Raw genomic sequence first — 14,247 nt, 5'->3', positions numbered from 1 at the left:
ATCAATGCGGTTTTGGGAGTCGCCTGAATCAGGCGCAACCCCGCTTGACACAAGGGTTTCGGCCCATTCTAATGAGGCGGCTAGGCGTTACCCGCCAGCCGCGTGATGCCAGGCGCCAGGAGCGCCGTCACGATTGCCAAAATATTCTCGGGGGTTGGGATGAATAAAACGGAATTGATCGATCACATTGCACAGCAAGCCGACATTTCGAAGGCTGCAGCGGGGCGTGCACTGGATGCTGTGATCGGTGGCGTCAAGGGTACGTTGAAGAAGGGTGGTTCAGTGACGTTAGTGGGATTCGGCACGTTTGCAGTCGGCAAACGGACAGCGCGTACAGGGCGCAATCCGCGCACAGGTGCTGCTATCAAGATCAAGGCCGCCAAGGTTCCTAAATTTAGGCCTGGCAAAGCTCTGAAGGATGCGCTAAACTAACGGGCTTGCTGCTTGACGAATTGCAGATTGTTCTCGAAATATAGATCGATCTGCAACATCGAATCAGGCGGTGAAAGCAAAAGCACAGAAGCACACTGAATCACGAAACGGGTGCTTAGCTCAGTTGGTAGAGCGGCGCCCTTACAAGGCGTAGGTCGGGAGTTCGAGCCTCTCAGCACCCACCAGTTTCAGATTCGGTTAAGTGTTTCAGCGCAGCGCAATTGTTGTACAAGGAGTGGTAGTTCAGTCGGTTAGAATACCGGCCTGTCACGCCGGGGGTCGCGGGTTCGAGTCCCGTCCACTCCGCCAGTATCCTCGAAAGGCGAACTACGGTTCGCCTTTTTTATTGCCCGCTGTTGTAAGATCGGGCGTTCTGTTTTTGGCACCCCTCACGCATGCTCGATTTTTTCCGTAATCACAAACGCCTGATGATGTTCATGCTCATCCTCGTCATTGTGCCGGGGTTGGGTTTTGTGGGTATTCAAGGCTTCCGCGGCTTCTTTGACGAAAGTGCAAACGTCGCCAGCGTCAACGGCCACAAGATCACCCGCGCAGAGTATGACGACGCGATGCGTCAACAACTCGATCGAGCTCGTCAGATGCTCGGTGCGCAGTTCGACATGAAGTCGTTCGATACGCCGGAGCGCCGCAGCCAGATGCTCGACGGGCTGATCGAACAACGCGTGCTGACCGATGAAACGCAGCGCCTTCATCTGACCGCATCTGACGATGCTGTGCGCCGCGTGCTGCTGAACGATCCGGTGATCTCGTCGCTGAAAAATCCCGACGGCACGATCGACGTCGACCGTTACAAGCAATTGCTCGCAATGCAAGGCATGACGCCCGATCAGTACGACGAGCGGGTACGCTACAGCATCGCCACACAGCAGTTGCCGGCAGCGATCGAGGGCAGCGCGTTCACGTCGAAAACGCTCGCGCAACATTTGACCGAGCTCGCCGAACAGCAGCGTGAAGTGCAGGGCATTGCATTCCATCCGCGCGACTATGCGGCGAAGATCCAGCCGACCGACGCGCAGTTGCAAGCCTATTACGACGCGCATCGCAACGACTTCGCCACGCCTGCTACGGCTACGATCCAGTACCTCGTGCTGTCGCCGGCCACGCTGGCCGCGAGCGTGCAGCCGAGCGACGCCGATCTGAAAAAGTACTACGACGACAACATCGCGCATTACCGCACGGATGGTCAGGTGCGCGCGAGCCACATCCTGATCGCCGCGCCGAAAGACGCGAGCCCGGCCGACAAGGCGAAGGCCAAGCAGAAGGCCGAAGATCTGCTTGCGCAGATCAAGGCGCATCCGGATCAGTTCGCACAGATCGCGCAGCAGAACTCGCAGGATCCGGGTTCGGCGTCGAAGGGCGGCGATCTTGGTTACTTCGGTCGCGGCATGATCGCGGGCGGTCAGGCATTTGACGACGCAGTCTTCGCGCTCAAGAAAGATGAAGTCAGCGGCATCGTGCAGACGGACTTCGGTTTCCACATCGTCAAGGTGACGGACGTGAAGCCGACGGTCACCAGGCCGTTCGACGAAGTGAAGGATCAGATCGCGCAAGACGTGAAGGTCCAGCAGGCGAGCAAGGCATTCACGGACGACTCGGAAGGCTTCACGTCGATCGTCTATGAAAAGGCGAAGAGCCTGCAGCCGGCTGCGGACAAGTACAAGCTGCAAGTACAAACGGCCACGGTTACGCCGCAGCCGAATACGAAGCTGCCGCCCGACAGTCCGTTGAACAACGCAAAGTTCCTCGCCGCCGTGTTCGCCAACGACGCGGTTACCGCGCGCAACAACACGCAGGCAATCGACGCGGGCGGCAACACGTTGATCGCGGCACGCGTGACGGACTACAAGGCTGCGACCGTGCCCGCGCTCGATGCGGTCAAGGACAACGTGCGCCAGAAAGTGATCGCCGCGCAAGCGGACGAGGCCGCGCACAAGGACGGTATCGCGAAGCTGGCCGAGCTCGAAAAGTCGAAGTCGACGGCGGGTTTCTCGTCGCCGCTGAAGGTCTCGCGCAGCGACGCGCAAGGCGTGCCGCCGGCCGCACTGAGCGCAATCTACAAGGCGGATGCACAAAAGTTGCCCGCTTACGTGGGTGTGGATCTCGGCGACGCCGGCTATGCGATCTATCGCGTGAACTCGGTCGCGGCGAGTGCGCCGGTCGATGCGCAACGCCTTGCCGCGGCGCAGCAACAGATCGCGCAGGTCGAGTCGCAGTCCGAGGCGGAAGCTTATGTCAAAGCACTGCGTGCCCGTTCGAAGGTGAAGTTCTACGGCTCGCTCGACAGCAGCAATGCGCAGGCGAGCGGCGATTAAGCCAACGTCCTGAAAGTTTTCGGCGCGCAAGGCCCAAGGCCCACCGCGCCGCACGCAAAAAAGCCCCGCAATCGCGGGGCTTTTTCATCTGAAAGCGTGATGAACACGCTCGTCAGACGGGATACTGCGAACTACTGATCAGATCCGGATCAGAAGCCTTACAGGCAGCCGCTGATTGCGCCGGTGGCATCGCTGCCCGCACCGCCATTCGCGCGGAAGCCGACCCACGTGCCCTTACCGGAATACGACGGACGCACCACAGCGGCAGCGCCGTTAGGCGGTTGCTGACCCGGCACGTAGACATCCATGGCCTGATCGTTAGCCAGCGTGTCTTGCGACACGACCTGTTGCTGCGAACCATCGGCCCATTTTTGCGCGATGCAGGTGGCGACGGCCTTCGGCGCTTGCTGGCTTTCGCCAACGGATTGAACGCCGGCAGGCGGTTGAGCGGCGCAAGCGGCAATTGCCACAGTCAAAGCGATTAACGGTAGGTATTTCACGTTATCTCCTCAGAAGTCGCTCAGGAATCGAGCTGGGGTAACGCGGGATTACAAAGGTGTCGATATTCTTTACCGATCCGCGTCACCCAATTACCGGCAACAGGCTCAAGCGGGCTGTTCAGCGCGTTGAACCTGCTGTGCGAAGGAGTGGCTTGACGGCTGGCCACACGTTATTGAGTAGCACTGGCTGTGCCTGCTGTGTGGGGTGGATCTGATCGGCCTGAAACATCTCCGGTTTGTCGGCGATACCGGCAAGCAGGAACGGCACGAGCGGCACCCGCAATTGCTTCGACAGATCGCCGTACATGCCGTGGAACTTTTGGGTGTAGTCCGGGCCGTAATTAGGCGGCACATACATGCCGACCAGCACGACCTTCGCATGGCCTTGTTGAGCCTGCTCGATGATCGTACGCAGGTTGTCTTCGGTGGTGGAGAGCGGCACGCCGCGCAGCGCATCGTTGCCGCCGAGTTCGACGATCACGATGCTCGGCTTCAGGCGCTGCATCAGCGCGGGCAGGCGAGCCCGTCCACCGCTTGTGGTGTCGCCGCTGATGCTTGCATTGGCGACGCTATAATCGATTCGCTCGTCGGTGAGACGCTGGCGCATCAATGCAACCCAGCCGGTGTCGCGGGGCAGGCCGTATTCGGCGGAGACGCTGTCGCCGAGTACGACGATCACCGGCTTGGCCTCTTCGGGCGGATTGGCGGCATGCGCCGCGAAGGGCAGCAAAAACAGGCTTGCGGCCAGGATGGCCGGGCTTATTGCCGTGGTCCGCGCCATCGCGCGAGGCGTGACGGCGCGCACTTTCAACCTACGCTTCACCATGCTAAACAGAACTGATCCGGTCATTGAAGTGCGGGGTTTGTGCAAGAAGGTTAAGGATGCAACGGGCGAACTGACGATACTCGACGACATCGATCTTGCTATCGATGCCGGCAGCAGTGTGGCGATCGTCGGCGCCTCCGGGTCGGGCAAGTCTACGCTGCTCGGTTTGCTCGCAGGATTGGACAGCGCGAGTTCGGGCTCGGTTCGACTGCTCGGCCGCGAACTGGGCGAACTGAACGAAGACGAGCGTGCGGCATTGCGCAGCGGCTCGGTCGGTTTCGTGTTCCAGTCGTTTCAACTAATGCCGCATTTGACGGCACTCGAGAACGTGACCTTACCGCTCGAATTGCAAGGCGGCATCGGCACCCGTGAGGCCGCCGAGCGCGCGCGCGGTTTGCTCGAGCAGGTGGGGCTCGGCCAACGCACCGCGCATTACCCGAAGCTGTTGTCCGGCGGCGAGCAGCAACGCGTTGCGCTGGCCCGCGCGTTTGTCACGCATCCGGCGATCCTGTTCGCGGACGAACCGACGGGCAGTCTCGATGCGGCCACCGGGCACGCGGTGATCGATCTGATGTTCCAGATGAATCGCGCGAACGGCGCTACGTTGATTCTCGTCACGCATGACATCGAACTTGCGCGCCGTTGCGATACGACGGTGACGATCGAGGCGGGCAGGTTGGCGTAACGTTCAAGCGTACGAAACAAAACGCACAACACAAAGCGCAAAAAACAAAGCGCAAAAAAGCACAAAAGCAAAGCGGGCCGCAAGGACCCGCTTTCCATTTTCGGCTAACGCCTGTTCAAACGCGTTAGCGCGAGCGCATCAAACTCACTTCTTCAACGCCGCCCGCGCGCGGGCGATCAACGCCGACGTCGACGAATCATGTTTCTTTTCATCGACGCTCGCCGCCGTCAGATCGGCCTCGACCACCTTGCCGAGGATCTTGCCCAACTCGACGCCCCACTGATCGAACGGATTGATGTTCCACACCGACGCCTGCACCAGCACCTTATGCTCGTACAGCGCGATCAATGCGCCGAGCGAACGTGCGGTAAGCGCGTCGACGAGCAGCGTGCTGGTCGGACGGTTGCCCGGAAACACCAGGTGCGGTGCAAGTTCGGGCTTGTCCGCGCCCGCAACCTTCTTCGCTTCTTCCAGCGTGCGGCCGAGCATCAGCGCTTCGCTTTGCGCAAAGCAGTTCGCGAGCAGCTTCGGATGATGGCTGACGAGCGGATGCTCCGGCGTCAGCACGGCGATGAAGTCGATCGGTACGATGGTCGGCCCCTGGTGCAGCATCTGGAAGAACGCATGCTGACCGTTCGTACCCGGTTCGCCCCACGTTACCGCGGCGGTCGGGTAATCGACCGTGACGCCGTCCAGACGCGCTGACTTGCCGTTGCTCTCCATTTCGAGCTGTTGCAGGTACGACGGCAGGAAGTGCAGCGCTTCCGAATACGGCGCGACCAGATAGCTTTGCGAGCCGAAGAAGTTGCGATACCAGATGCCGATCATGCCGAGCAGCACTGGCAGATTTTTTTCGAGCGGGGCGTCGCGGAAATGCTGGTCCATTTCGTTCGCGCCGGCCAGCAGTTCGCCGAACTGGTGCGGGCCGACGGCGATCATGATCGACAACCCGACCGCCGACCACAGCGAGTAACGGCCGCCGACCCAGTCCCACATCTCGAACACGTTTTCTTTCGCGATGCCGAACTTGACCACCTCGGCCGGATTGGCCGACACGCCGACGAAGTGTTTCGCGAGCGCGCTTTCCGGGCAGCCTTTCTCGACGAACCAGTCACGCAGCGAGCGCGCGTTGGTCATGGTTTCGAGCGTGGTGAACGTCTTGGAGACGATGATCGCGAGCGTTTCTTCGGGATCGATCTGCTGCATCACGTTGTACAGATCGGCGCCGTCGACGTTCGACACGAAGTGCGTGGTGATCTCCGGCGTGGCGAGGTGATGCAGCGCGTGCACGACCATCTTCGGACCGAGGTCCGAGCCGCCGATGCCGATGTTCACCACGTAGCGGATCCGCTTGCCGGTGTAGCCGGTCCACTCGCCGCTGCGCACTTTGTCGGCGAACGCGGCCATTTTGGCGCGTTCGGCCTGGACTTCCGCGTAGAACGGCGCTTTCGGATCGGTGGCGCGCAGCGCCGTGTGCAACGCGGCGCGGCCTTCGGTCGGGTTGACGACTTCGCCCGCGAACATCGCGTTGCGGCGCTTCTCGACGCCGGCTTCGCGCGCGAGTTGCACGAGCAGTTGCAGGGTTTCGTCGGTGATGCGGTTCTTCGAGAAATCGGCCGCGAGACCGCCGCCCGCGAACGCGAAGCGCTCAGCACGGGTAGGGGCGGGATCGTTCTCGGGGGCGAACCAGTCGCGCAGATGCGCATCGCGAATCTTCTCGTAATGCGTTTGCAGCGAGGACCAGGAGGGGAGCGAGTTCTGCGTCATAGCGTCCGTCTAACGAATGGGCACGAGGGATGGCGCGCGCGTGAAGCGCTGCCGAGGATGATGCAACGATGCTGTTAGCGCAATGCCGCGTGGCCGGGTTCGCCGTGGGTTGCGGCGAGCTTCGCCGGCAACCGGCCTCGTGCCAGGCGAGGCGTGCCGAAGCTCGCGACAACCCGCGACGAACTCGATACACGGCGCGGCCAATCAGTATAGCGGCGTTGCGCGCGACGCGGCAGCGGTTTGGGCATCGTGCGCAAAGTGTGGGATGCAACCAGGATGCAATCAGGATGCAACCGGGCTGCGTCGTCAATTTGTCTCAATCCACGGCCGGATAGAACAGGCGGTTGAGCAGTGTGCGCACCATCGGCGCGAGTTCGCCGGCAGTCAGACCGGCCGGGCCGTGGCCTTGCGCGGTGAGCGTGTCGGCGGCGAGGCCGTGCAGATAGACGCCCGCGAGCGCTGCTTCGTAAGGCGGCAAGTGCTGCGCGAGCAATGCGCCGATAATGCCGCCGAGCACGTCGCCGGTGCCGCCTGTCGCGAGCGCCGCGTTGCCGGTCGGATTGACGGCGAGGCGGCCGTCCGGCGCGGCGACGATCGTGCCGGTGCCTTTCAGCACGATCACGGCGGCAAAGCGTGCGGCCAGCGCACGCGCCGCGGCGAGGCGGTCGCGCTGTACGCCGGGTGCGTCGGTGCCGAGCAGGCGGGCGGCTTCGAGCGGATGCGGCGTCAGCACGCACGGATCGCCCTGCACGCCGCGCGCGGTGACTTCCGCGGCGAGCGACGGGTCCTTCGCGATCAGATTCAGCGCGTCGGCGTCGAACAGCTTGGGCACGTCGAGCGCCAGCACGTCGTGGATCACCTGTGTGGCTCGCTCGCGATGGCCCATCCCGCAGCCGACGGCCAATGCGTCCATCGTATCGAGCGGCAGGTCGTCGATTGCGTGCAGCATCAGTTCGGGATGCGGCGGGTCGTAGGGCGGGGCGCCTTCGCCCAGCAGCGCGACATGCACCTTGCCCGCGCCCGTGTAGAGCGCCGCGCGGGAGGCGAGTATCGGCGCGCCGCACATGCCGGTGTCGCCGCCGACCACCGCAATGCTGCCGAAGCTGCCCTTGTTGGTCGCGAAATCGCGCGGCGGCAGGAAGGACGCGAACAGTTCCGGCGCGTTCAACAGCACCGCCGTGCGCGCACGGCTGTCGATGTCGAGCGGCGCGAGCGTCACCGCGCCGGCGAGATCGCGGCCTTGCGCGGTGAACAGACCGGGTTTGGCGCCGATGAAGGTGATCGTATGAGTGGCTTTGACCGCGTCGCCGTTTTTTTCTCCGACCACGCTGCCGGTGTCGCTATCGAGTCCGCTCGGAATATCCAGCGCGAGGACGCCGCCCTTTCCCGGCCGCGCGTTCGCCCGTTGCGAGAGCTGCCGGGCGACCGTCGCAAAGACGCCTTCCAGCGGCCGCGTCAGACCGATGCCGAACATGCCGTCCACCAGCCATGTGTAGTCGTCGAGCGAGGCGGGCGGCGTCGTCGCGATGGCGACACCTGCGGCGCGCGCCATTTCCAGTGCGCAGCGGGCGTCGTCGGGCTTGACCTCGACGGGCATGCACAGCTCGACCCGAATGCCAGCCTGATGCAGTTGCGTCGCGAGCACCAAGGCGTCGCCGCCGTTATTGCCCGGGCCCGCGATCAGCCACACTTTCTGCTTCGCTTTCCCGATCGACGGGTCACGCGTGATCTGCTCCAGCAGGAAACTGGCGGCGGCCTGTCCTGCGCGCGACATCAGCGTATGCGCGGGCAATGCGGCCGCGCCTTGCGCTTCCAGAATCCGCAGATCGGTGAGCGTCAGCAGCGGGATGGCCCGGTTGCGCGGGTTGATGAGCGTGGGGAGAGCGGAATCGGAAGACGCAGTCATAGCGGCCTGAAATCACCTGGGTACGGTGAAGAAGCTTGAGGAGCCACTATGGTAGTGCCGATGAGGCCGGTGCGCGCGCGGCGCACCGTCGGCGATTACTGGAACCGGTCGGCGCGCAGCGCGGCGAGGGTATCGGCGGGGACGTCAGGCGTGCCGCCCGTGATCAGGTCGGCGATCAGCTTGCCCGAGCCGCACGCGAGGCCCCAGCCGGCCGGTCCGAGCCCGACGTTCACGAAGAGCCGTGGATGCAGCACGTTGCCGATCACCGGCAAACCGTCCGGCGACAGCAGCTTTACGCCTTCCCAAGGCAAGGCTGCCGAGATTCGGGCCGCGCCCGGAATCCAGTCGTGCGTGGCCTGGCCGAGCAGCGCGAGCGCTTCTTTGGTCAAAGCCTCGCCGAGCGGCTTGTCGATCTGGGCGGCGCTCTGCAACACCGCACCGCCCGCAATACGCAGCCGATGGTTCATCCGGCTGATCGCAATCCGTTTGACCGAGTCGACGATCGCCACATGCGGTGCGCATTCCTCATGCGCGATCGGCGCGACCAGGTTGTGCACGCGCAGCGGATGCAGCGGCAGACGCAACCCGAGTCGCTCGAGCAGCGCGAGGCTGCCGTAGCCGCCGGCGACCACGACCGCGTCGGCATGGATCACGTCGACTTCGCGCGAACGGGGGGCGGCGCCCGGGCGCGGCGCCAGTTCCACCGCGGCGCGCTGGCCTTCGAGGCGGATCGCCGACACTTCGCAGCCGAACATGAATTGCACGCTGCCCTCGGTGTCGAGCGTCTGCTTGACCAGCTTCGCGAACAGCGGGCAATTGGCCGTGCGCTCGTGGTCGAACAGCACGCCGCCGGCGAAGGCCGGATCGGTCGGCACGGAATGCTCGAAGGCCGCGCATTCGGCCGGGCTCAGCACGTGGTGCGGCACTTCGTACTGGCGCAGCAGCCCGAGCGCCGGCTGTGTCTGTTCCCATTCCTGCGCGGAGCGCACCAGGTAGAGCAGGCCGTTCGCCTGCTCGTATTCGAGCCCGAAGCGCGCCTCCATGTCGGCCATCGTCTCGCGCGACAGTTCGATCAGCGGTCGCAGCCGCGCGTATTGCCGGCCGAAAGCTTCAGGGTCCTGCAAGGCGGCGAGCTGCTTGACGAACTGGCGCGCAGGCCCATTGAAGCCGGTCTTGCTGATCACGCCGTTTTTCGCGGTGTGGCGGCTCGCCATGAAGGTCGGACCGAACCAGACGTCGAGCGGAGTCGGCAGCACGGTGCCGCCCTGTCCATAGGTCGCGCCCTGCGCGACAGTCGCGTGACGTTCGACGACGCATACCCGATGACCGGCCGCGCGCAGTTGATAAGCGGTGGCGACGCCGACTATCCCGCCGCCAATGACGATGACATCCATGTTCTGATTCGATTTGCCGGCGGGCCGCTGAGATTGCGCGTTCCCCGTCAGGCGTGGCATGCGGCGCGGCGGCCGGTGTGGCCCGGTCCGTTCGCGCCGATCTGGTGAAAGGCCGAATGATAGCAGCGAAAGCCGCCGCGCCGCCACGCGAGCGGCACGGCGCAAAGCTCGCCGGCACGCGCCGCGGCGCGCCGAAACCGCAGCGCGACGCCCGCTGGGGGCGCGTTCCCGGGTTATAATCTCGGACTTCCCTTCCGCCTCACGTCGCCTGCATGCGCGACTCATAGACGCAACGTCAAGTCCATGGCCCACTTCTCGTGTTTCCCCGGCGCTTCGGCCCTTTCCGATTTCCGTCAAACCCGTCTGCTCGACACGCTTACGCGCATCGACGCCAACATTACCGGCGTGCGCGGACAGTATCTGCACTTCGTCAATGCGCACACTCCGCTGTCCGCTGAAGACAACGCCAAAATCGAAGCATTGATGCATTACGGCGATCCGCTCGACGAAACCAGAGAGCGCGGCACGGCCGAAACCTTTCTCGTGGTGCCGCGCTTCGGCACGGTGTCGCCATGGGCCAGCAAGGCTACCGACATCGCGCATCTGTGCGGCCTCACGCAGGTGCGCCGGATCGAGCGCGGCGTCGAGTACACGGTCACGCTGAAAAGCGGTCTGCTGGGCGGCAAGAAGGCGCTCTCCGACGAAGCCCGCGCGGCGGTTGCCGCGGCGCTGCACGACCGCATGACCGAAAGCGTGTCGCCATCGCGCGACCATGCATTGCATCTGTTCGACGAACTGCCGGCCAGGCCGCTGCAAACGGTCGACGTATTGAGCAACGGCCGTGGCGCGCTGGAAGCCGCGAATAGCGAGTTGGGCCTCGCGCTCGCCGACGACGAAATCGAATACCTGGTCGACGCGTTCACCCAACTCGGCCGCAATCCGACCGACGTCGAACTGATGATGTTCGCGCAGGCCAACAGCGAACACTGCCGTCACAAGATCTTCAACGCGGAATGGACGATCGACGGCGAGAAGCAGGACATCTCGCTGTTCAACATGATCCGCAATACCGAAAAGCTGAATCCGCAGGGCACGATCGTCGCGTATTCGGACAACTCCGCGATCATGGCGGGCGGCACGGCAGAGCGCTGGTTCCCGCGCACGCCGGCCGATCTCGGCGCGAATGAATTGCCCGAACACTATCGTCGCAACGTCGAGCTCACGCACACGTTGATGAAAGTGGAAACGCATAACCACCCGACCGCGATCTCGCCGTTCCCGGGCGCGTCGACCGGCGCGGGCGGTGAAATCCGCGACGAAGGCGCAACCGGCCGCGGCGCGCGTCCGAAGGCGGGTCTTGCGGGCTTCACGGTGTCGAATCTGGAGTTGCCGGACGGCGTCGAAGCATGGGAAAACGCGCGCGATGTCGCGCAACCGCTCGCGCACCGCAATCCGAACGACCAGCACGAAGCATATGGCCGTCCGGACCGCATCGCGTCGCCGCTGCAAATCATGATCGACGGCCCGCTCGGCGGCGCCGCGTTCAACAATGAATTCGGCCGGCCGAATCTCGGCGGCTATTTCCGCGCTTACGAACAGAACGTTGCGGGCCTCGTGCGCGGCTATCACAAGCCGATCATGATCGCGGGCGGCATCGGCAATATCTCCGATCAGCACACGCACAAGCGCGATCTGCCGGAAGGCTCGCTGCTGATCCAGATCGGCGGCCCGGGCATGCGGATCGGTATGGGCGGCGGCGCGGCGAGTTCGATGGCGACCGGCACGAACACCGCCGAGCTCGACTTCGATTCGGTGCAGCGCGGCAATCCGGAAATCGAGCGGCGCGCGCAGGAAGTGATCAACGCGTGCTGGCAACTCGGCGAGCAGAACCCGATTCTGAGCATTCATGATGTCGGCGCGGGCGGCTTGTCGAACGCGTTCCCGGAAGTGGTCGACGGCGCAGGCAAGGGCGCGATCTTCGATCTGCGCAAGATCCAGCTGGAAGAGAGCGGTTTGTCGCCGCGCGAAATCTGGTCGAACGAGGCGCAGGAGCGTTACGTTCTGGCGATCGCGCCGGCCGATCTGCCTGCGTTCCAGGCGATGTGCGAGCGCGAGCGTTGCCCGTTCGCGGTGGTCGGCACCGCAACGGCTGAGCGTCAGTTGAAGGTGATCGATTCGGAGTCGGGCGAGAATGCCGCGCACGAACCCGTCGACATGCCGATGGAAGTGCTGCTCGGCAAGGCGCCGCGCATGCATCGCGACGTGAAGCGCGTCGAACGCAAGCTGGAGCCGGTCGATGTCACCGGCATCGCGCTGTCGGACGTGGCGGTGAGCGTGCTGCGTCATCCGACAGTCGCGAGCAAGTCGTTCCTGATTACGATCGGCGACCGTTCGGTCGGCGGCACCACCGCACGCGACCAGATGGTCGGCCCGTGGCAGGTGCCGGTCGCGGACGTCGCGATCACGACAATGGATTACGCCGGTTTCCGCGGCGAAGCGATGACGATGGCCGAGCGCACGCCGCTCGCCGTGATCGACGCGCCGGCGTCGGGCCGCATGGCGGTCGGCGAGGCGGTGACCAACATCGCGGCGGCGCCGATTGCGTCGCTGGATAAGCTGAAGCTGTCGGCGAACTGGATGGCCGCGTGCGGCGCGCCGGGCGAAGACGCCGCGCTGTACGACACGGTCAGGGCGATCGGCATGGAACTGTGCCCGGCGCTCGGGATCAGCATTCCGGTCGGCAAGGATTCGCTGTCGATGCGCACCAAGTGGGCAGACCAGGGTGTCGCGAAGGAAGTGGTCGCGCCGGTCTCGCTGATCATCTCGGCGTTCGCGCCGGTCGAAGACGTGCGCCGCCATCTCACGCCGCAACTGCGCCGCGCGAGCGGCGCGCAAGGCGTGGGCGACACCGTGTTGATCGCGATCGACCTCGGCCGCGGCAAGCATCGTCTGGGCGGCAGCATTCTGGCGCAAGTCACGCAGCAGGTCGGCGACACGGTGCCGGACGTCGACGACGCAGAAGATCTGAAGCGTTTCTTCGCGGCGATCCAGTCGCTCAATAGCGACGGCAAGCTGCTCGCGTACCACGACCGTTCCGACGGCGGCTTGTGGGCGACGGTGTGCGAAATGGCGTTTGCGGGTCACGTCGGGGTGTCGCTGAACGTCGACATGCTGGTGCTCGATCCGCATCACGAATCCGATTACGGCGACGCGAAAGACTGGGCGAAACAGACCAGCGGTCGTCGCGAAGACCGCACGATCCGCGCGCTCTTCAACGAAGAACTCGGTGCGGTCATTCAGGTCCGCGCGGCAGACCGCGACGCGGTGCTGGGCGCGCTGCGCGAACAGGGTCTGTCCACTTGCTCGCACGTGATCGGCAAGATCAACGACCGCGACACGATCGAAATCTATCGCGACGCGAAGAAGATCTACGAAGCGCCGCGTACCGAATTGCATCGTACGTGGAGCGAAGTGAGCTGGCGCATTTCGCGTCTGCGCGACAATCCGGCCTGCGCCGATGCCGAGTACGACGCGTTGTCCGACGCGGCCGATCCGGGCATCTCGCCGGTGTTGACCTTCGATCCTGCTGAAGACGTGGCCGCGCCGTTTATTGGCAAGAGCGCGCGTCCGCGGGTTGCGATCCTGCGTGAGCAGGGCGTGAACTCGCATCTGGAAACCGCGTATGCATTCGACCGCGCCGGCTTCGACGCGCACGATGTGCACATGAGCGACCTGCTGGCCGGCCGCGCGAATCTCGCGGATTTCGCGGGCGCGGTGGCATGTGGCGGCTTCTCGTACGGCGACACGCTCGGTGCGGGCGAGGGCTGGGCGAAGGCGATCCGCTTCAATGCGCAATTGGCCGACATGTTCGCCGCGTTCTTCGGTCGCGACGATACGTTCGCGCTCGGCATCTGCAACGGCTGCCAGATGATGAGCAGTCTGGCCTCGATGATCCCGGGCGCCGAAGCCTGGCCGAAGTTCACGCGCAACAAGTCGGAGAAGTTCGAAGCGCGCTTCTCGCTGGTCGAAGTCGAGGCGTCGCCGTCGATCTTTTTCGCCGGCATGGAAGGTTCGCGCATTCCGGTCGCCATCGCGCACGGCGAAGGTTATGCGGACTTCTCGCAGCAAGGCGATGCGTCGAAGGTGGCGGTGGCGATGCGTTTCGTCGATCACCGTGGCCAGGCGACCGAGCAGTATCCGTTCAACCCGAACGGGTCGCCGAACGGCATTACGTCGGTCACTACCGCGGATGGCCGGTTTACCGTGCTGATGCCGCACACCGAACGCGTGCATCGCGCGGTGCAGATGAGCTGGCATCCGGCAGGGTGGGGCGAGGGTGCGTCGGACGCGAGCCCGTGGCTGCGGGTGTTTCAGAATGCGCGGCGCTGGTTGGGGTGAGTGGCA

At 64.1% G+C, this 14,247-nt stretch carries 9 protein-coding genes and 2 tRNA genes; 6 read left to right on the top strand and 5 right to left on the bottom strand.

Annotation, left to right across the window (positions count from 1 at the left end):
- The first annotated feature begins 105 nt into the window (after positions 1 to 105).
- The 4 genes from PQQ51_RS15050 (at position 106) to PQQ51_RS15035 (ending at position 2,765) form a co-directional block, all read left to right on the top strand.
- On the top strand, positions 106 to 432 hold the full coding sequence (locus tag PQQ51_RS15050; RefSeq protein ID WP_408497578.1) for an HU family DNA-binding protein: 327 nt from the start codon (positions 106 to 108) through the stop codon (positions 430 to 432).
- A gap of 109 nt (positions 433 to 541) precedes the next feature.
- Positions 542 to 617, top strand: a tRNA-Val gene (locus PQQ51_RS15045).
- Between the two features lie 47 nt (positions 618 to 664).
- Positions 665 to 741, top strand: a tRNA-Asp gene (locus PQQ51_RS15040).
- A gap of 86 nt (positions 742 to 827) precedes the next feature.
- Positions 828 to 2,765 (top strand): SurA N-terminal domain-containing protein, encoded by a 1,938-nt coding sequence (locus tag PQQ51_RS15035; RefSeq protein ID WP_408497577.1) that lies wholly within the window; start codon positions 828 to 830, stop codon positions 2,763 to 2,765.
- A 158-nt stretch (positions 2,766 to 2,923) separates the two neighbouring features.
- On the opposite strand, the gene PQQ51_RS15030 is transcribed toward PQQ51_RS15035, so the two are convergent.
- Both PQQ51_RS15030 and PQQ51_RS15025 read right to left on the bottom strand, forming a co-directional pair.
- Positions 2,924 to 3,265, bottom strand: a complete 342-nt coding sequence (locus PQQ51_RS15030) for a hypothetical protein (RefSeq protein ID WP_408497576.1) — start codon at positions 3,263 to 3,265, stop codon at positions 2,924 to 2,926.
- A gap of 118 nt (positions 3,266 to 3,383) precedes the next feature.
- Positions 3,384 to 4,091 carry an arylesterase gene (locus tag PQQ51_RS15025; RefSeq protein ID WP_408497575.1) on the bottom strand — a complete coding sequence of 236 codons (708 nt, stop codon included), beginning with the start codon at positions 4,089 to 4,091 and terminating at the stop codon, positions 3,384 to 3,386.
- Here PQQ51_RS15025 and PQQ51_RS15020 point away from each other — a divergent pair.
- Positions 4,090 to 4,776: an ABC transporter ATP-binding protein gene (locus PQQ51_RS15020; protein ID WP_408497574.1), complete on the top strand. Its 687-nt coding sequence runs from the start codon at positions 4,090 to 4,092 to the stop codon at positions 4,774 to 4,776. The two genes, PQQ51_RS15025 and PQQ51_RS15020, sit on opposite strands and share 2 nt — an antisense overlap.
- Before the next feature lie 144 nt (positions 4,777 to 4,920).
- Here PQQ51_RS15020 and pgi read toward each other — a convergent pair whose 3' ends face one another.
- From pgi to PQQ51_RS15005, 3 genes are all read right to left on the bottom strand, one after another.
- On the bottom strand, positions 4,921 to 6,543 hold the full coding sequence (pgi, locus tag PQQ51_RS15015) for a glucose-6-phosphate isomerase (protein WP_408497573.1): 1,623 nt from the start codon (positions 6,541 to 6,543) through the stop codon (positions 4,921 to 4,923).
- A gap of 316 nt (positions 6,544 to 6,859) precedes the next feature.
- Complete coding sequence (locus PQQ51_RS15010; protein WP_408497572.1) at positions 6,860 to 8,449, bottom strand: NAD(P)H-hydrate dehydratase; 1,590 nt, start codon at positions 8,447 to 8,449, stop codon at positions 6,860 to 6,862.
- A 95-nt stretch (positions 8,450 to 8,544) separates the two neighbouring features.
- Positions 8,545 to 9,843: an FAD-dependent oxidoreductase gene (locus tag PQQ51_RS15005; protein WP_408497571.1), complete on the bottom strand. Its 1,299-nt coding sequence runs from the start codon at positions 9,841 to 9,843 to the stop codon at positions 8,545 to 8,547.
- A 303-nt stretch (positions 9,844 to 10,146) separates the two neighbouring features.
- On the opposite strand from PQQ51_RS15005, the gene purL reads away from it, so the two are divergent.
- On the top strand, positions 10,147 to 14,241 hold the full coding sequence (gene purL, locus PQQ51_RS15000; protein ID WP_408497570.1) for a phosphoribosylformylglycinamidine synthase: 4,095 nt from the start codon (positions 10,147 to 10,149) through the stop codon (positions 14,239 to 14,241).
- The last annotated feature ends 6 nt before the right edge of the window (positions 14,242 to 14,247 follow it).

Origin of the sequence: Paraburkholderia xenovorans, assembly GCF_046030735.1 — a bacterium.
Lineage (GTDB): Bacteria > Pseudomonadota > Gammaproteobacteria > Burkholderiales > Burkholderiaceae > Paraburkholderia > Paraburkholderia xenovorans_A.
This window is presented reverse-complemented; position numbering and strand designations above follow the sequence as displayed.